The sequence below is a fragment of the Geobacter metallireducens GS-15 genome (genome assembly GCF_000012925.1).
Classification (GTDB): Bacteria; Desulfobacterota; Desulfuromonadia; order Geobacterales; family Geobacteraceae; genus Geobacter; species Geobacter metallireducens.
On sequence record NC_007517.1, the window covers coordinates 3492470 to 3510485 of the forward strand.

Below are 18016 nucleotides of genomic sequence, written 5' to 3' on the forward strand. Positions count from 1 at the left end.
TTGCAGTACCAATGCCAATAAATGCAGATATGCAAATATTAATACCGAATTAATTGTTCGGTTACCCTGGGCAATGAAGCACGTAAATTTAGCGTAAAACCACTGACCGTCAGGGTTATCGACGAGCATGGGCAAGCTATAATCCCCGAACATCAACGCATAAATCGGCACGCAGCTCCGTGGGGCGGTAAACTGCAATCGTGCAGGATTGGTAAACGGTACATAACGGCAGGATGAAAAGAGGATCTCTCTCGGGAAGGAACGCAAGCTGGAATGAACGGCAATGGAAACTTGACTCACTATGCCTGTCTTGCGATTAAGCCGTCATGAACTATACTGAAAACATTCTCATCAATCACTCGGGAGGAGGAAACGCATGGAGAGAAAGGCTATTGCATGTGCGGCCGTACTCGCCCTGGTTGTCGGAACGGCCTGGGGCAAGGATGATGTCATGGGACGGGCCAAGGGAATTTTCAAGCCGATTCCCGCCAAGGCCAAGGCATTGAAGGGGAACCCGGCCACGCCGGCAAAGGTAGAGCTGGGGAAGATGCTCTACTTCGACCCGCGGCTCTCGTCGTCGCAGCTCATCAGCTGCAATACCTGTCACAATGTGGGGCTGGCCGGCGCCGACCTCCAGGAGACCGCCATCGGCCACGGCTGGCAGAAGGGTCCCCGAAACTCACCCACGGTCCTGAACGCCGTTTACAACATCGCCCAGTTCTGGGACGGCCGGGCCGAGGACCTGGCGGCCCAGGCCAAGGGGCCGGTCCAGGCGTCCGTTGAGATGAACAACAAACCCGAGAACCTGGTGGCGACCCTCAAGAGCATCCCCGGCTACCAACCCCTGTTCAGGAAGGCCTTCCCCGGCGAAAAAGACCCTGTCACCTTCGACAACGTGGCCAAGGCCATCGAGGTTTTCGAGGCGACCCTCGTCACCCCGGACGCCCCCTTCGACAGGTACCTGAACGGGAACAAGAAAGCCCTGACTGCCGCCGAAGAGCAGGGGCTCGCCCTCTTTCTCGACAAGGGATGCGTCGCCTGCCACAGCGGCATCAACGTGGGGGGGACCGGCTACTTCCCCTTCGGCGTCAAGGAAAGCCCGGGCCCCGAAATCCGCCCCGAGGGGGACACCGGCCGGTTCAAGGTGACCAACACGGCGGCTGACAAGTACGTCTTCCGGTCGCCGAGCCTGCGCAACGCGGCCATCACCATGCCCTACTTCCACTCGGGCAAGGTCTGGGCGCTGAAGGATGCCGTCAAGATCATGGGAGGCGCCCAGCTCGGCATCTCCCTCACCGACGACGACGCCGGCAAGATCACCGCGTTCCTGGGGAGCCTCACCGGCAAGCAACCGAAGGTCATGCACCCGATCCTGCCCCCCAACTCCGACACCACGCCACGCCCCATGACGAACTGAGCCCCAAAAAGGAAAGGCCGGAGAACTTCCTCCGGCCTTTCCCTCCGCCCATTGACTTTCCGCCGAAGTCATGCAATATGGGTCCCATGTCTCCCCAGAAAGAACAAAATGTTATCGATATAATCCGCTCGTGCGTCAGTCGCAAGAGCATTTTCTGGACCTATCACGTCAGCATGCGCATGGCCGAGCGTTTTGTTCCCCGGCAAATTATCTTTGCATCCCTAGATACGTATGAAATAATCGAATCGTACCCCGACGACAAATACCTGCCCAGTTACCTGATCCGGGCTGAACACGAGGAGGTGGTCTTTCATATCCTCTTCGCTCTGGACCGGGACAACGATGCGGTCAGGATCATTACCACGTACACGCCGTCGTCCGAGAAATGGGAAGCTGACGGCAGGACCCGGAGGAAGTCATGAAGTGTCACAATTGTGGCGGTTCTTTCGAGCAGATCACTACGGACCTTCCCTTCAAGACCGGCCCCCATTCCATCATCATCATCAAGGAGCTGCCGGTCCTGCAGTGCGGAAATTGCAGCGAATTTTTACTGGAAGATGCAGTCATGGAGAAGGTGGACGCGATTATCGCCGGCACCGGGAAGACCGTTGAAGTGGAAATTCTCCGTTACGCGGCATAACGGCACAAAGCCCCCCTAACCGAGACGACGAAAGGCCGGAGCAAACATGCTCCGGCCTTTTCCTTTCTCGCATACCACTGAAGTGTCATCGCGTTCGTATGTGCGCCAGATTTGGCCGCGACGATTGAGCGCAACCGCAGGCGTAGCCAGAGCTACGTCGAGGATTGCGCGATTGAGGAGCGGTCGAAGATGGCGTGCAGACGGACGCGAGCCACCACTGCCACCATCGCGTTCGCATGTGCGTCAGATTCGTCGTGGCTGATTGAACGGCACCGCAGGCGTAGCCCAGCTACGTCGAGGATGACGTGATTGAAGCCGCGGCGAAGATGGCGTGCAGACGGACGCGAGCCACCCTAGACCTTTCCTTTGAGGCTGTAGACGTAGGCTAGCACCTCCGCCACCGCCGCATAGAGCGCCTCGGGGATCTCCTCCCCCTCCTTCACCTGGGCGTAGAGTTCCCGGGCCAGGAAGCGGTTTTCCACGAGCATGACGTTGTTCTCCCGGGCCATGGCCTTGATGGTCTGGGCCATGTGATCGGCACCCTTGGCGAGGACCGTGGGGGCGGCCATGGTAAGGCGGTCGTACTTGAGGGCCACGGCGAAGTGAGTCGGGTTGGTGATGACCACGTCGGCGGTGGGGATGACGGCCCGCAGCCTCCGCTGGGCCTGCTGGAACTGCATCTGGCGGATCTTCCCCTTGACCTTCGGGTCCCCCTCCGACTCCTTGTGCTCGTCCTTCACCTCCTGCTTGGTCATCTTCTGCCGCTCGATGAAGCGCCACTTCACGAAGACGAGGTCAACGATCCCCAGGATCAGGAGCACCCCGCAGGTGTGGATCACGAGCTTGAAGCAGAGATGCTTGAACAGTTCCAGAATGCCGGACAGGTCGGTGTCGGTCAGGTAGATGATCCCGTCCAGCTCGTCACGCATGATCTTGTAGGACATGTAGCCGACGATCAGAATCTTGAGGGTCGCCTTGGCCATCTCCATGAAGGAGTCTTTGTTGAAGAGCTTGCCGAAATTTTCCGCCGGGTTCAGCTTTTCGGGCTTGAAGGCGATCCGTTCGGCGTTCATGGAAAAGCCCACCTGGGCCACGGTGGTAAAGAGGCCGACAATGACCACCACGAGCATGAAGGGCCCCACGACCTGCAACATGACAAGAAAAAGCTTCACCAGCAGCATCTCGACGCTCGACTCGGTGAGCTGGAAGGTACCCATGGAGCCGAAAATCTCGCTGGTGGTGGACTTGAGGGTGGTAAACATGAAGCCGCCGGTGGTGTAGAGGGCGACCATGGAGGCGATGAGCGTGACGGTGGAGGTGAGGTCGCGGCTGTGGGGGACCCCCTTCTTTTTCGCCTCATCCAGTCTCTTCGGGGTGGGTTGTTCTGTTTTTGAATGCTTGTCTTCTTCCGACACTATCCCTTACCCATAAGTTTCATGAGAGCAATGATCTGCTCGTCCAACGCCCCGAACGATCCCCGGAGGGTATGGAGAAACACCGTCAGTGAGAGTCCGAGGATGATGAAGCCTATGCCGATATTGAGAGGCATACTCACGAAAAAGACGTTCATCTGGGGGAACGCCCGGGCCATGATGCCGAGCATGACGCTCGTCAGGAGCAGGGTCACCATGATCGGCGCGGACAGCTTGATGGCCAGGATGAATACCTGGCCGATGGTGACGACCAGGAAATTCAGAAGCCCTTCGCTCATGGTCCAGGCCCCCACGGGGAGAACGGCATAGCTCTCCACCAGGGCGTTGATGAAAACATGGTGGACGTTGAGGGAGAGAAACAGGAGGGTGGCGAACATCTCCTGGAAGATGGAGATAATCGACAACTGGCTCCCCCGGGAAGGGTCGATTTCACTGACGATGGAGAGCCCCATCTGGATGCCGCAGATCTGGCCGCAGAATTCGACGGCGGCAAAGATGATGAGGGAGAGGAGGCCGAGACAGGTCCCCACGAGGGCCTCGCGGATCATGAGCATGCCGAGGGAGAGCATGTCTGCGGGAAGCTGGGGGATTTTTGCCTTGATGAGAGGGAAGCAGACCACCGTCAGGGCGAAGATCGCCAGGACCTTAATGTTCATGGGCACCCGCCGGCCGCCGAACAGGGGGATGGCCGCGAAGATGCCGGCCATCCGCCCGAGCACCAGGGCGAAGAAGGCGACGTCATTGACCGACGGGAATGGGGTGGTTAGGGGGAACATAAGTCAGGGACCGGGGACCGGGGACCGGGGACCAGTAACAACTGTTACCTGAGCACGGGGTCCTGCTCCCTCATTACGGCCTTTCAATGCCTCATATTGGGAATCAGCGCGTAGAGCTCCCGGGTGAAGTCGCTCATGTAGCTCATCATCCACGGGAAGAAGATAACCATCGCCACCATGACGATGATGATCTTCGGCGCAAAGGCGAGGGTCGCCTCCTGGATGGAGGTGACCGCCTGGAAAATGCTGATGAGCAGACCCACTACGAGCCCCGAGATGAGGAGCGGCGCGGAAAGGAGCAGCGTCACCTCGAAGCTACGGCGTGCCAGCTGAACGACGAGATCGGGACTCATGGAAACCTCCGGGATCGGGGACCGGGGATCGGGGACCGGGAAAGGCTTTAATGCTTTTTCCGGTCCCTGGTCCCGGCCTTACCCAAAACTCTTGACAAGCGAGCCGATAACCAGCCCCCACCCGTCCACCAGGACGAAGAGGAGGATCTTGAAGGGGAGCGAGATCATGACCGGCGGCAGCATCATCATGCCCATGGACATGAGGACCGAGGCCACCACCATGTCGATAACCAGGAACGGGATGAAGATGAGGAAGCCGATCTGGAACGCCGTCCGCAGCTCCGAGATCATGAAGGCCGGGATGAGGGTGAGGGTCGGGATATCGTCGGCGTTGCGGGGGCGCTGCAGCTTGGAAAGGTTGATGAAGAGCGCCAGGTCCTTCTCCCGGGTCTGGGAGAACATGAACTTGCGCACGGGGACCTGGGCCCGCCTGAAAGCCTCCTCCTGGGTGATTTGAGCGGCCCGGTAGGGCTGGATCGCCTGGGTGTTCACCTGCTGCCAGACGGGGCTCATGACAAAGAAGGTGAGGAAGAGCGACAGGGCCACGATGATCTGGTTCGGGGGAGATTGCTGGGTGCCGATGGCATTGCGCAGGAACGAGAGGACGATGACGATCCGGGTGAAGGAGGTGGTCATCATCATGAGCCCCGGCGCCAGCGACAGCACCGTCATGAGGAAGAAGATCTGAAGGACCGTGGAGACGTCGCCCGGCTTGGAGGCCTTGCCGACGCCAATGGAGAGGGTCGGGATCACCGGCTCGGCCAGGGCCGCGGCGGCGAATCCGGCAACCACGGCGATGGTTGTGAGGATGATGAGAATACGTTTGGTCATGACAACACCGTCCCTGGTGTCAGAATTTTTCGGCGCGCCGACTGGGGGAGTCGGCCCGCCCCTGCTTGATGGCGGCAATCTTCGCGGCCATGGCATCGAGCTTTCCCTGAAAGAGGGCGGCCATGGTCGACTGCTTTTCCGGATCATCGATCACTTCAATCTCCTCAAGGATGTCGATCTGCTTGATGAAGGTGAGGTTGTCGTTGCTGGAGCCCAGCAGCAGGAACTCTCCCCCCACCTCCACGAGGACCAGCGACTTCTTCGGCGCCAGGTGGCGCGTCTCCACCAGGCGGATGTGGCGCTCGCCGCCCCCCATTGGGGCTCCCAGTTTCAGCCAGCGGTTGGAGAGGTGGTAGAAGAGGTAGATGAGCCCCAGCACCACCCCCAGCGCAGCCACCATCTGGAGGGTAAGCATGAACAGGCTCGGGCTGCCCTGCCCGTCCGCGGCCAGGGCAGCGGCCGGCACGAGTGTTGCCGCCGTTGCAGCCCCTGACATGGCGAGGCGTTTCACAGCACCTTCTCCACCCGCTCGTTGGGGCTGACGATATCCACAAGCCGGATACCGAACTTCTCGTTCACCACCACCGCCTCGCCCCGGGCCACGAGCTTGGAGTTGACAAACACGTCGAGGGGCTCCCCCGCCAGCTTCGTCAGCTCCACGACCGCCCCCTGGTTAAGCTGGAGAACGTCCTTCACGAGGATCTTGGTGCGCCCCAGCTCCACCGTGAGCTGCAGCGGTATGTCGAGGATGAAGTTCAGGTTCTTGGTATCCAGTTCGCCATCCTTCAGGTTTTCATTGTCGAGGTCGCTCACTGCTCTCTCCCTTTACCGATAATGGTGGTTATCTGCGCCGCCTTGTTGCCGTGCCTCAGCCCCGGTGCGGACATGAATTTCGATACCCCCCCAACCTTCACCACCAGGTCGCTGTTGCAGGGTGTGTCAAGCATGATGGTGTCGCCAGGGGTGAGATTCAGAAGCTCGTCCATGCTGATGATGGCTCCTCCCACCTCCACGGAAAGGTCGAGGGGGGCCTCCAGAAGTTCCTTCGACAGGCGGAACGACCACTGGGGATCGATGGCCATCATGTCGACCTGGGCGCCGTTCTTGAGCTTTTCCCTGACCGGATCGATGGTCGTGAGGGGTACGGCGAAGATCATCTTGCCGATGATCTCCTCGATCTGAATCTCCATCTCCATCGTCACCACCTGATACTCGGGGGGAACGATATTGACGAGCCGGGGGTTCATCTCCATCCGCAAAAAGCCCATTTTGGTGGCGTAAATGGGGGCCCAGGCCTTTTCGAGATCGGCAAGCACATCCATGACGATCTTCTGCACCAGCCGCAACTCGATGGAGGTGAACATCCGGTTGCCGACGGTCGGCACGACCGAGGAACCGGTCCCCCCCAGAATGCAGTCGACGATGGTGAAGACCAGGGTGCTGTCAAAGGCGATCAGCGCCGCCCCCTTGAGGGGATCGGCCTTGTAGACGGCCATGGCCACCGGCGACGGCATGGTATGGAGGAAGTCGTCGAACTTGAAGGAAGCTGCCCCCACCTTCTTGATCTCGACGATGCGCCCCAGGCGGTTCGACAGGGTGCCCCGCTGGTAGCGGATGAAGCTGTCGTAAATGATGTCGAGGTTGGGAATGTTCCCCTTCGACTCACTACTGAAGAGGTCGTAGGACTGAACCGTCGCCTCTGCCTTGGCCAGCTCCTTGTCGGGCTCGATCTTCCCCTCGAAGACGGCGGCCAGCAGCGCCTCTATTTCTTGTTTTGTGAGGATCTTTTCCATGGACGGTTCCTGGTGTTACGGCGAATCACACGGCAAGCGGCGCCCCTACTGCACCACGAAGTCGGTGAAATAGACCTTGCTCACCTTGCCCGGAGGGAGGATCTTGTTGACTGCCACCATGATCTCGTCCCGAAGCTGGTTCTTCCCCTGGAGGTCCTGGACATCCTGAAGGGTCTTCGTGGTCAGGAGCACGAGGATGGCATCCCGCAGGGGCGCCTGGCGAAGCTCGATCTCTTTCTTGGCGTCGGCGCTGGCGGTTTCGAACTCCACCTTGACCCGTAGGTACCGCAGTTCCTGTCCGTCGTAGATATTGACGATGAACGGCTCCATGGGGAAGATGTTGGCAGCGGCGCCAGCCGCTCCCTCCTTGCCGCCACTGGAAGCGGCGCCTCCCCCTTCAGCCTTCTGCTCAACCTTCGCCTCGGCACCTTCTCCCTTTTTCTCCTTTTTGCCCCCCATGAATACGACGGCAAGGGCGATAATCACCACGGCGGCCGCGCCGATGATGATGAAGAGCATTTTCTTGTTTTTCGGCGCACCTTCTGCCGAGGCGTTTTCTTCTGCAGCCATTGGGGTCCTCCTCCTCGTTACTTTGCGGTTGATATCAGTGGGTTTGACGCACCGATGCAGATACTGCAACCGAAGTGCCAGAATGCTAAAAACAATCCAAAAGAAGGGGAAGAGCAAAAGAACCGGGAAAAATCCCGAAAAACCGACGAACTCGGATTCTCAGCGAATGGGACTGACGAACGGATGGGGACGGGGCACTACGGGAATGGCTTTGATGGTCGATGTTTTGACACAGAACAACGGTAGGAGACGATACATGGGCGGCATGAAGGGGCCATGAAACGCTGTCAGCCGGTGGAACGGCGCAGCGGGGTCAATTTTCCGGCACGACTTTGTGGCGGATCAATGCCGAGGAGGGTCAAAAAAAAAAGGTTCTTCAGGGAATTCCGGGGAAGATTAATAAACAACAACGGCAGCACTGCGGTATCTTGATGGTTCCCCAACCAAAAAAGATCGCAGGAGGCTGCCGTTGTCGTATTCCGATGTTATCGCAATTGCGGGAGGGTGGGAAGGATATCGTGTTGCTGGGACACGCACTATCGTCACAGGTGATGCCAAACGGATCGAGGTAGAACTGATTGCCCTGTCCCAGGATGAGATGGTGTGTGGCTCGTGCGGCGGGCGTTGCACAAGCGTCCATGAAACGACCAAGCGCGTAATTCGAGATTTGCCGATTCTCGATGCTCAGACTTATCTGATCGTTCACCGCCGCAGGCTGCTGTGCCCTCAGTGTGGGCCAACGCTGGAGCGTCTGTCATGGCTGGCGAAATACGCCCGCGTGACGCGCAGGCTTGCAGAGAGCGTAGCGCGACTGTGTGGTGTCGTGTCTGTGAAGCACGTGGCGCAGTATCTGGGGCTTTCTTGGGACCAGGTGAAGGAAATCGACAAGCGCTCACTCACAGAGCGGGTCGGCACCGTCGACCTCTCAAACATCGAAGTTCTCGGGATGGATGAGTTCGCCCTTCACAAGGGGCACCGCTATGCGACGGTTATCATCGAGCCATACCGTAAGGAAGTCTTATGGATCGGCAAAGGCAGGAGTCGCGAGAGTATCCGTCCTTTCTTCACGCAGCTTGGCCCACATGGCTGTAAACGGCTCAAAGCGGTCGTGATGGATATGAACGCATCATATGAGGAGGAAATCAAGCAGCACTCGCCCCAGGCAGACATAGTCTACGACCTGTTCCATGTGGTGGCGAAGTATGGCAGGGAAGTGATCGACAGGGTGCGAGTCGATGAGGCAAACCGCCTGAAGGAAGACAAGAAGGCACGGAAGGTAGTCAAAACATCGCGGTGGTTGCTGCTACGAAACAGCGAGAACGTCAAGGGCGACGACATGCTTCGCCTCCAGGAACTGTTGGAGGCAAACCGCAGCCTCCTTACGGTCTACCTGCTCAAAGACGATCTGAAGCAACTGTGGAAGTTTACCTGCATTGAAGAGGCGGGACTATTCTGGGAGCAGTGGCACCAAAGGGCGATGGAGAGTGGAATACCGCCACTCATCCTGTTTGCCCGCCGGCTAAAGGGCTATCTCCAAGGAATCCTCAACCACTGCCTCTGGCCCCTTCACACCGGAATCCTCGAAGGCATCAATAACAAGATCAAGGTGATCAAAAGAATGGCCTACGGCTTCCGGGATCACGAATACTTCTTTCTCAAGATCAGAGCCGCTTTCCCCGGAATTCCCGGATGAACCAAAAAAAAGGGGGAGCCGCGTGGCTCCCCCCGGGGAATGTCAGGTTACCGCTTGAGATTGAGGACTTCCTGGAGCATCTCGTCGGCGGTGGTGATGGTCTTGGAGTTGGCGGAGTAGCCCCGCTGGGTGGTGATCATCTTGACGAACTGGGCCGCCATGTCCACGTTGGACTGCTCCAGGGAGTTGGCAAGGACCTTCCCGACGCCCGGAGTGCTGGCGTTGGAGAAGAGAGGCTGACCCGAGTCCAGGGTCTCCTCGAAGAGGGTGCCCCCCGCCTTGGAGAGGCCGGTGGTGGAGGCGAACTTGGCCAGGGCCACCTGGTAGAGCTTCTTGAGCTCGCCGTTGGAGTAAACCCCGTTCACGTACCCCTTGTCGTCGATGGTGACCTTGGTCAGGGTACCCTGGTAGTAGCCGTCCTGGGTCTGGGAAGAGACAATGGAGGGGCTGGCGTACTGGGTGGTGGCGCCGACGCCCATGCCGAAGAGGATCGGCTGCGGAGCGGTTACCCCGCCCGTGAAGGTGATGTTCTGGGCCGCGCTGGCCAAGGGGGTCTGGCCGGTGAGGGCACCGGTGGCGTCAAAGGTAAGGGTCCCGTCCAAGGGGGTGGTGCTGCTGCCGGGGGTACCGGCCTGGGCGTCGGGGAGAATGGCGTGCCAGTCCCACGCGTTGGCGGCGGTCTTGCGGAAGTAGACCGTTGCCGTGTGGGCGTTCCCCTGGGAGTCGTAAACCGACAGGCTCGTGGAGAAGTTGGAGGTGGCCACCGGGTTGGCCGGATTCCAGGGAAGGGCCGGCGTGCTCTGGGTGGAATCCAGGTTCAGCACCATGTCGACGGCAGAGGTCTGCTTCGGCGGGGTAGTGGCGAACGTGGTCAGATCGATGGGCTTCATGACGCCATCGGCAAGGCCCGACGAGGGGATGATCCCATACCCCTGCACCTGGTACCCTTCCGGGTTCACGAGAGTCTTGTCCTTGTCGAAGGTGAAGGCGCCGGCACGGGTGTAATAGCGGCCGTTGTCGTTCTGGACCACGAAGAAGGAATCGCCCTGGACGGCCAGGTCGGTGCCGCTCTCGGTGCTCTCGAAGGAGCCCTGGGTGAACTGGTTCTCAACGGTCTGGATCTGGACGCCGCGGCCGATCTGGGAGCCGCCGCTGATGGTGCTGGAGAGGACGTCGGAGAAGAGCATCCGTCCCTGCTTGAAACCGATGGTGTTAACGTTGGAGATGTTGTTGCCGATGACGGACATGGCTTCGCCGTTGGCGTTGAGGCCGCTGATGCCGGTATACAGTGCAGATGTAACGCTCATGTGTGTTGCCTCCGAGGGGTCGGCAGTAGTCGACTGCCGCCTGGTTCAAACGGGACGCCTCTGTCGGTCGGCGTCCCCGGGCCCCCGTGAAGGTCCGGCCCGTTGTGGATCATTTTCTTCCCTGCTGCTTCAGGTCCCCGATCCCTGGTCCCCGTATCCTAGAAAACTACTGCCGAATCGATGTTCGTGAACACATTCCCTTGCATGCTCCCCCGGTCCATGGCGGTGATGACTGTCCGGTTTTTGACACTCACCACAAGTGCCGCGTCGCCGAGCATGATGAGCGATTCGCGCCCACCCTTCTGGGCCACGCTGTCCACCGCTCCCTCCAGCCTCTTCATATCAGCTTCGTTGAGGCTGATCCCCCGTGCCCTCAGCCGTTCCTGGGCATGCTGGGAGAATTTGACCCCCTGGGCCGGCATCTTGCCGTCGAGGATCTTCGCGAAGGCGGGTGGCTGTGCGCCCCCCTGCTTCGCCGGTTGCGGTTGCGCCGGTTTCTGTCCCGGGTTGATGGGGAGTGGTTCGGGAAAATAGATCTTGTCGATCATCCCTTCCTCACGCTCCTTTCACCGAGAGTACGTTGCTGAGCGGCACGCTGATGCCGCCGATGGTTACGTTGGGTTCCTTTCCTTCCAGCGTTATCCCTTCCACCGTGCCGACGAGAAGCGGGTTCCCCTGGAACTTCTCCCCCTTGGCATTGTAGCCGGTCACGCTGAAGCTGTACTGCCCTGCCGGCAGCGTACTTCCGTTGCCGTTTCTCCCGTCCCAGAGGATCGTGCCGTCGCCGGCCCGGGTATTTCCCAGGTTCAGGGTCCGGACCACGGTGCCGCTGATATCAGAGATGTTGATGGCCACCTGTTGCGCATCGGCCGGGAGCCGGTAGCCGAGGGCCGGTTTGGAGCCGGCGGTGAGGTTGATCTGATCGCCGTTGGCCGTTACCGACTTGCCGATGTACGAGACCGACGAGAGGCTCGTGGCGCCGTTGAACAGGTCGATGATTTTGGTCAGGTTGGAGTTGGTGTTGTAGGCTTGCTCCACCTGGGTCAGCTGCGCCAGCTGGCCGATGAACTCCGAACTGTCCGCGGGGTTCAGGGGGTCCTGATGCTGGAGCTGGGTGACGAACAGCTTGAGGAAGTCGTCCTTGTTCATGCCGGTGGACTTCTTCATGGCCGCTGCCGCCGCTGTCGTGTCAGTGGTGATTCCGTTTACCACAATTGTGCACCTCCTTTTCTAAGGGGCTTGGAATGAACTGATAATTTGTTTGTTCCGAGTCCCTATAGTCTTACGTCGAGGATCGAGTCGCGCCGGTCGGTGTAGTAGTAGTCGGCTGCCTGGGTCGCCGGTGCCTCGGTCTCTGCCGTTCCCCGCTGGTACGCGGTCCGGAAGCCCCCTTGTTGGCCGGCCTCCTTCCCCTGGTGGAAGAGCTGCTCGTACCCCTGGCCCGTGCCGGTGGATACGTCGAAACCGGTCATGGTCAGGTTCTGCCGCGAGAAGTTCTCCTTGAGGGAATCCAGGTTGCTGAGAAGAATCTCCCGCACCTGGCTGTTGGCCGCCAGCACTTCCACCTTCACGTGCTGATCCACCACCTGGACGTTGATCCGGAGTTCCCCCAGTTCCGCCGGGGCAAGCCGGATCGCGATCTCGCCGTTGCCGGCCGGCTGCCGGGTTGCGATCCCCTCCTTCACCTGGGCCATGATGCTGTCGCGCAAGCCGTGGTTCGGCTGGTGCTCTGACTTCGTGGTGCCAGTGAGGGTCGGCTCGAAGGGTTTCGCCGCGTCGGTCTGGACGGGTGCGACGTGGGCCTTCAGGTCAGCGGAGTTGCTCCCGCCTTTTCCCTGCTCGCCGGTGGACTGCTCCTTGCCGCCTTCATCCCCGATGGTCACCTCCACCTTCTGGAGCTTTGCATCAGTGAGTGGTGCGGTTTCCGTCCCCGAAGCCTGTTTGGTCTCGGCCGAGGGATTCCCCTCCTTCGGGATGACCGGTATCCGGTCGGGATAGGCTGCCGCCGGTCCCATGGTGCGGGGTGCCGGTTTGCTGGCTGCCGCCTCCGGTGCCGGTGCCGTTTCGGGCAAGGGCTCGGACGCCTGTGTCCGGAGTTCTACCTCGGTGGTTTTGGTGGGTTCGAGGTTGACCTTAAGGACCTCCACCGCATTCTTTTCCTCGGCCTTGGGTGCCGGGGTGGCCTGGGGCGCCGGTGCGGCGGGGGCTGCTTCCGTTATCGGAGTTTTCGCCTGCGTCGTCTCCCGGGGAAGTTCGGGTTGATGGATGACGGCGTCGGCAAGGGGGGGTTGGGACGGAAGCGCGGCAGGTGCCGTGGCGGTTGCAGCGGCCATGACCTGCGTCGCCGCAACGGCGGCGCTCGCCTCGATGGTCGTGCCGGTCGGGACAGGGGTTTCGGTGACCGGAGCGGCCTGCGGAACGATCGTCCGGGGTGCCACAAGGGATGCGAGCGACATCATGGCTGCTTCGGCGGTGGTGATATCGTCCGGTTTTGCGGCGGTGGCGTTTTGATCGTCCGGCTCTGCGGTTTCCGCGGGAAGGGATGGCAGTTCCGCGGTCGCCGTCGTGGCGGGGGGCTCAACGAGAAGCCCGGCCATGAGCGAGGCGAAGAGGTCGGGGGTGGCGGCAGACCCGGCAGGGACTTCAGGTGCGGTTCCGGCGGTGGGGACGGCTTGAGGAATCACCTGGAGCATCTGCATGATCTCCATGCTCATACTTTTTCACCTCCTTTCTTTGTGGTATGAAACGCGGCTTTTCCGCGTTTTGCACTGCTATTCAGTTGTCAGAGAACAGAAAAGACATCTTCCAGGAACGTCAATTTTTCGCAAGATCAAGGCTGTCGAGGAATTGCGCGGAGGCGTACCTGTTGGTACGCCGCACAAGCGATACCGAAGACTTACGCAGATATTGCGGAAAAGTGGCGTTCCATCATCTCGCCGCCAGGTTCTGCCGGGTCCACTTGAGCGCCCGCTCCTTCTTGATGAGGGGGAGGAGCTTGGTGGCCCGCTTCTGGTCCATCTCGCTCAGGAGCTCCAGGGCCTCGTTCTCGGAGAGGCCGTCCAGGAGCTTCACCGCTTCCTGGGGCTTCAACCCTTTGTAGACCTTGAGGAGCTTCTGGTAGTTGGCGCTCTGCACCTTCTTACGGGCGTCCAGGGAACGGTCCAGCCCCGCCTTGGCAGCCTCCAGCTCCTTCACCCGCGCTTCAAGGGTAGCTGCCAGGGCTTTCAGCTCCTGCTCCTTAACGGCGAGGGCCGCCTCCTTGGCGGCGAGCTGCTGCTTTTTCAGCTCCAGGGACGCGGCTTCGCTGACGCCATTTTTGGTGCCCGCCGTCGGATAGACGGGCGCGGCCACGGCGGGACGCGTGCTGCCCCCTCCGGAGGGCTGGGCCTCGACGGAGGGAGGAGAACAAATCGGCGGCGCGAGGAGAAGGAAGAACCCCGCCACCGCCACAATCGGTATGAAAGCCTTTTTCCGCATGGGTTACCGGTGGGCCTTCTGGATGGCCAGTTCTTCGAGAAAGGCCCGTTCCTTCTCGGCCCGCTCCCGCCGCAGGGCGGCCATCTGTCTCTCCTTGAGGAGCTCCAGGGCCTTCTTGTCCTTGGCGGCGTCCATGAGCTCCTCGCGGCGCTCGGTCATCTCCCGGCCAAGGGAGTCCACCTGCACGCGCTGGGACTGGATGTCGCCGGTCTTGCGCCGAAAGAAGTCGGCATACATCTGGAGCTCGGCGGCATTGACCACGGAGGCCTGCTTGTTGTTGTACTCGACCCGGGCCTGGTCCGCCTCGGCCTTGTGGCGCTCCAGCACCTCGGTGGCGCTCTCGAACTCGCGCTTGGCAGTGGCGAATTCGACCTTGCGCACCTTCTCGATCTCTTTGCGGTAATTGAGGACCTGCTGCAGTTGGAACCCGTTGTTATGGTTTTGCATCATGGCATGCTCCCGAATCGCTCGGAATCAGAAAGACTTTTCTCTTACCAGGGAATGTGCAATCAGAGTGCCATTCCTTCATCAAAAATGTCTCCGAGTGCCGTAACCGATTGCTCCATGGTGACCCCGTCATGGATACCCTGGCGGATGTACCCGACCATCCCCTCCATCTTGGAGATGGCATAGTCGATGGTCGGGTTGGACCCCGGCTTGTAGGCGCCGATATTGATGAGATCCTCCGCCTGCTTGTGGGCCGCCAGAAGCTCCTTGAAGCGGGAGGCGAACTGCTGCTGGCCCCGCTCGGTCACGTCCATCATGACCCGCGAGGCGCTGGCCAGGACGTCGATGGGGGGGTAGATGGCCCGCGCCGCCAGCTCGCGGTTCAGGACGATGTGGCCGTCCAGGATGCTCCGCATGGCGTCTGAGACCGGCTCGTTGAAGTCATCCCCCTCAACCAGAACTGTGTAGAGGCCGGTGATGCTCCCGTCCATGAAGTTGCCGGTCCGCTCCAGGAGCTTGGGAAGCGCGGCGAAGACGGACGGGGTGTACCCCTTGGTAGTGGGAGGCTCGCCGATGGCCAGCCCCACCTCGCGCATGGCCATGGCGAAGCGGGTGGCCGAGTCCATCATGAGGAGGACCTTTTTCCCCTGGGCCTGAAAATACTCGGCAATGGTGGTGGCGATGTAGGCCCCCCGCATCCGCACCAGGGGTGGCTGATCGCTGGTGGCCACCACGACCACCGATTTTTTCAGCCCCTCCTCTTGGAGGTCCTTCTCGATGAATTCCCGTAGCTCACGCCCCCGCTCGCCGATCAGGGCGATGACGTTCACGTCCGCCTCGGTGTAGCGGGCTATCATCCCGAGCAGTGTCGACTTTCCGACACCGGAGCCGGCCATGATTCCGACACGCTGCCCCTTGCCGCAGGTGAGGAGCCCGTTGATGGCCCGGATCCCCAGATCGAGGGGCTCCCTGATGGGGCGGCGCTTCATGGGGTTCACGGGATTGGCGTAGATGGGATACTCTTCGCGGGTCGCGAGGGGACCTTTATCGTCAATGGGCTCACCGAGACCGTCGATGACCCGTCCCAGAAGGCCCGGGCCGACGCCGAGGGATGACTTTTTCCGCTTGACGGAGATGAGGCTCCCGAGCCCGACACCCCGCAACTCACCAAGGGGCATGAGAAGCGTCTTGTTGTCGCGGAACCCCACCACCTCGGCCGGGATCGGATCGCCGTCGTGGGGATGGACGTGGCAGAGGGTTCCCACGGCCGCATCGGGGCAATACCCCTCGATGACGAGCCCCACCACCTGGGTCACCTTGCCGTGAAAGCGGATCGGCGTCATGGTCTCCACGGCGGTGAGATAGCGGGAGAGGTCGATCCTATCCATCGACACTGGTTGTCTCCCCATCGGCCTTGAGCCACGCCCCCTGCCCCGAGAAGGAGGGGATCACGTCGTCGGCGCCGGGAAGGGGAAGCTCGCCCCGGGGCTCCGGCTCCGCGGGTGCCGGCAATGCCGTTTCCACAGGCGCGCTCCGCTCTTCGAGAAGCGTGCGGTAGATCTCGTCCAGCTGGGACTCGATGCGGGCATCCACCGTCCCCGTGGCGGTCTCCACGAGGCAGCCCCCCGGCCCCACCCCGTCGTCGGGGGTGAGGGTGATGGGAACGTCGTCGCCAAGGCCTGCCAGAAACGCCTGCCGGTTTGCCGCCACCACCGTGTAATCGTTGGGATTGAGGCGCACCACCACCCGGTCCCGCTCGGTACACCCCCCCACTGCCGCGGCGATGATGGAGGTGAGGATCGCCGGATCCTGGGTAATCTCCTGCTGGACGATCTTGCGGGCCACCATGACGGCGAGCTTGAGGACATCCTCCTCGCTCTCCTTGAGGAGCCGGCTCCGCAACCCCGTCACGGCCGACACGCCGTCGCGCAGAGACTTGAAGACGTTGGCCAGTCCCCGTTCCGCCTGGCGACGCCCCTCGTCCATGCCGTTGCGGTAGATTTCGTCCACCTTGGCCTGAAAATCCTCCTCGGAGAGTACGATCATCCCCTCCAGGCTCGGCATGGGCGGATCCGGATCCTCGGCAATGGACGCGACAGGATCGGGAAGCTCCTCCCCGCCGGACACGAAACCGAGGGAGAGGGGAACGAATCCCGACGCGCCTGGCGGCAGTTCCTCGGGTGGCTCCTGGGATGGGGCCTCGGCCAGGATGCGGCCGAACGTGAACCCCTGGGGGGTGTGGAGAGAGGGTTCCCCCGCCTTGATGATCCTCGACCGTCCCTTAGACGAGAACATCGTCGCCTCCGCGGCCCGCCAGCACCACTTTCCCCTCTTCCTCCAGACGGCGGACGATCTTGATGATCTCCCCCTGGGCCTTTTCCACGTCGGAGAGGCGGACGGGGCCCATGACCTCCAGGTCCTCCTTGATCATCTCGGCGGCGCGGCTGGAGATGTTGCGGAAGATCTTCTCCTTGATCTGGTCGGGGGCGGTCTTCATGGCAAGGGTCAGGGTGTCGTTGGAGAGCTCGCGCATGATTCCCTGGATGGAGCGGTCGTCCAGCTTGAAGATATCGTCGAAGGTGAAGAGATGCTTGCGGATGACCTCGGCCAACGGCGGATTGAGAACGTCGAGCTTGTCGAGGATCTGCTTCTCCTTGCTCCGGTCCAGGTAGTTGAACATGTCGACCACCTTTTCCACACCGCCGACCTTGTAGCGCTGGATGCCCCCCATGGCGGTCAGCTCCCGCTTGATGACCTCGTCGATGTCCTCGAGGATCTCCGGTGACACCTGGTCGACGTCGGCGATCCGCATCACCACCTCGGCCTGGAGCTCCTGGGGAAGCATGGCGATGATCTCGCCGGTCTGCTTGGCCCGCAGCTTCGCCAGGATGACGGCGATGGTCTGGGGATGCTCCTGGGAGAGGAAGTTGGCGATGGTCTTGCCATCCAGGTTGGCCAGGATGTCAACCATGTCGCCGAAGCTGGAAGAACTGATCTCCTTGAGGAGCATCTCGGCCTTCTGGGGCCCCAGAGTCTGCTCCAGGATCTTGCGGACGAATTCCTCCCCCTGGGAGAAGATGCCGGTCTCCGGGTTGGTCATCTCGGTGAACTCGTTGACCACGTCCTGGATGACGGAATGGGGGACATGGCCCAGCTTCGCCATGCTCTTGGATATCTGCTTTATCTCGGAATCGTCCAAATGCTCGAATACGCTGGCAGTCGCGTCGGGACCCAGGTAGAGGAGCAGAATGGCAGCCTTGTCGGTACCGTCCATGGTCA

At 60.8% G+C, this 18016-nt stretch carries 21 protein-coding genes; 4 read left to right on the forward strand and 17 right to left on the reverse strand.

Features of this window, described 5'->3' with window-relative positions; translation table 11 throughout:
• The first annotated feature begins 376 nt into the window (after nt 1-376).
• From GMET_RS15495 to GMET_RS15505, 3 genes are all read left to right on the forward strand, one after another.
• Nucleotides 377-1417: a cytochrome-c peroxidase gene (locus tag GMET_RS15495; protein ID WP_004514545.1), complete on the forward strand. Its 1041-nt coding sequence runs from the start codon at nt 377-379 to the stop codon at nt 1415-1417.
• Nucleotides 1418-1503: 86 nt separating this feature from the next.
• Nucleotides 1504-1839, forward strand: coding sequence for a DUF4258 domain-containing protein (locus GMET_RS15500; protein ID WP_004514546.1), 336 nt, complete (start codon nt 1504-1506; stop codon nt 1837-1839).
• Nucleotides 1836-2057, forward strand: coding sequence for a YgiT-type zinc finger protein (locus GMET_RS15505; RefSeq protein ID WP_004514547.1), 222 nt, complete (start codon nt 1836-1838; stop codon nt 2055-2057). Before GMET_RS15500 ends, GMET_RS15505 begins: the two co-directional genes overlap by 4 nt.
• Before the next feature lie 353 nt (nt 2058-2410).
• On the opposite strand, the gene flhB is transcribed toward GMET_RS15505, so the two are convergent.
• From flhB to GMET_RS15545, 8 genes are all read right to left on the reverse strand, one after another.
• On the reverse strand, nt 2411-3472 hold the full coding sequence (flhB, locus tag GMET_RS15510) for a flagellar biosynthesis protein FlhB (protein ID WP_004514548.1): 1062 nt from the start codon (nt 3470-3472) through the stop codon (nt 2411-2413).
• Nucleotides 3472-4266, reverse strand: a complete 795-nt coding sequence (gene fliR / locus GMET_RS15515; RefSeq protein ID WP_004514549.1) for a flagellar biosynthetic protein FliR — start codon at nt 4264-4266, stop codon at nt 3472-3474. Before fliR ends, flhB begins: the two co-directional genes overlap by 1 nt.
• An 83-nt stretch (nt 4267-4349) precedes the next feature.
• Nucleotides 4350-4619, reverse strand: coding sequence for a flagellar biosynthesis protein FliQ (gene fliQ / locus GMET_RS15520; protein WP_004514550.1), 270 nt, complete (start codon nt 4617-4619; stop codon nt 4350-4352).
• 78 nt (nt 4620-4697) lie between these two features.
• Nucleotides 4698-5450, reverse strand: a complete 753-nt coding sequence (gene fliP / locus GMET_RS15525; RefSeq protein WP_004514551.1) for a flagellar type III secretion system pore protein FliP — start codon at nt 5448-5450, stop codon at nt 4698-4700.
• Nucleotides 5451-5469: 19 nt separating this feature from the next.
• A complete protein-coding gene (gene fliO, locus GMET_RS15530; protein ID WP_004514552.1) occupies nt 5470-5961 on the reverse strand; it encodes a flagellar biosynthetic protein FliO in 492 nt (163 codons plus the stop codon).
• Nucleotides 5958-6263: a flagellar motor switch protein FliN gene (gene fliN, locus GMET_RS15535; protein WP_004514553.1), complete on the reverse strand. Its 306-nt coding sequence runs from the start codon at nt 6261-6263 to the stop codon at nt 5958-5960. Before fliN ends, fliO begins: the two co-directional genes overlap by 4 nt.
• Nucleotides 6260-7243: a flagellar motor switch protein FliM gene (gene fliM / locus GMET_RS15540; protein ID WP_004514554.1), complete on the reverse strand. Its 984-nt coding sequence runs from the start codon at nt 7241-7243 to the stop codon at nt 6260-6262. The genes fliN and fliM overlap by 4 nt, the downstream gene beginning before the upstream one ends.
• A 45-nt stretch (nt 7244-7288) precedes the next feature.
• Nucleotides 7289-7813: a flagellar basal body-associated FliL family protein gene (locus tag GMET_RS15545; RefSeq protein WP_004514555.1), complete on the reverse strand. Its 525-nt coding sequence runs from the start codon at nt 7811-7813 to the stop codon at nt 7289-7291.
• Between the two features lie 469 nt (nt 7814-8282).
• Here GMET_RS15545 and GMET_RS15550 point away from each other — a divergent pair, with 469 nt between their 5' ends.
• On the forward strand, nt 8283-9506 hold the full coding sequence (locus tag GMET_RS15550; RefSeq protein ID WP_011365668.1) for an ISL3-like element ISGme5 family transposase: 1224 nt from the start codon (nt 8283-8285) through the stop codon (nt 9504-9506).
• A 47-nt stretch (nt 9507-9553) separates the two neighbouring features.
• Here the strand turns inward: GMET_RS15550 and GMET_RS15555 are convergent, their stop codons facing one another.
• The 9 genes from GMET_RS15555 to fliG all read right to left on the reverse strand — a co-directional run bounded on the left by GMET_RS15555 (nt 9554) and on the right by fliG (nt 18011).
• Nucleotides 9554-10813 (reverse strand): flagellar hook protein FlgE, encoded by a 1260-nt coding sequence (locus GMET_RS15555; protein WP_004514278.1) that lies wholly within the window; start codon nt 10811-10813, stop codon nt 9554-9556.
• A gap of 158 nt (nt 10814-10971) precedes the next feature.
• Nucleotides 10972-11361: a TIGR02530 family flagellar biosynthesis protein gene (locus GMET_RS15560; RefSeq protein ID WP_004514279.1), complete on the reverse strand. Its 390-nt coding sequence runs from the start codon at nt 11359-11361 to the stop codon at nt 10972-10974.
• A 7-nt stretch (nt 11362-11368) separates the two neighbouring features.
• A complete protein-coding gene (locus tag GMET_RS15565; RefSeq protein WP_004514280.1) occupies nt 11369-12025 on the reverse strand; it encodes a flagellar hook assembly protein FlgD in 657 nt (218 codons plus the stop codon).
• Nucleotides 12026-12087: 62 nt separating this feature from the next.
• Nucleotides 12088-13527, reverse strand: coding sequence for a flagellar hook-length control protein FliK (locus GMET_RS15570; protein WP_004514281.1), 1440 nt, complete (start codon nt 13525-13527; stop codon nt 12088-12090).
• A 214-nt stretch (nt 13528-13741) separates the two neighbouring features.
• Entirely contained in the window at nt 13742-14290 is a 549-nt protein-coding gene (locus GMET_RS15575; protein ID WP_004514282.1) for a MotE family protein, read from the reverse strand.
• A gap of 3 nt (nt 14291-14293) precedes the next feature.
• Complete coding sequence (gene fliJ / locus GMET_RS15580; protein WP_004514283.1) at nt 14294-14740, reverse strand: flagellar export protein FliJ; 447 nt, start codon at nt 14738-14740, stop codon at nt 14294-14296.
• A 59-nt stretch (nt 14741-14799) separates the two neighbouring features.
• Nucleotides 14800-16125 (reverse strand): flagellar protein export ATPase FliI, encoded by a 1326-nt coding sequence (gene fliI, locus GMET_RS15585; protein ID WP_035468938.1) that lies wholly within the window; start codon nt 16123-16125, stop codon nt 14800-14802.
• Nucleotides 16118-17032, reverse strand: a complete 915-nt coding sequence (locus tag GMET_RS15590; protein WP_004514285.1) for a FliH/SctL family protein — start codon at nt 17030-17032, stop codon at nt 16118-16120. Before GMET_RS15590 ends, fliI begins: the two co-directional genes overlap by 8 nt.
• A complete protein-coding gene (fliG, locus tag GMET_RS15595; protein WP_004514286.1) occupies nt 17019-18011 on the reverse strand; it encodes a flagellar motor switch protein FliG in 993 nt (330 codons plus the stop codon). The genes GMET_RS15590 and fliG overlap by 14 nt, the downstream gene beginning before the upstream one ends.
• Between the last annotated feature and the right edge of the window lie 5 nt (nt 18012-18016).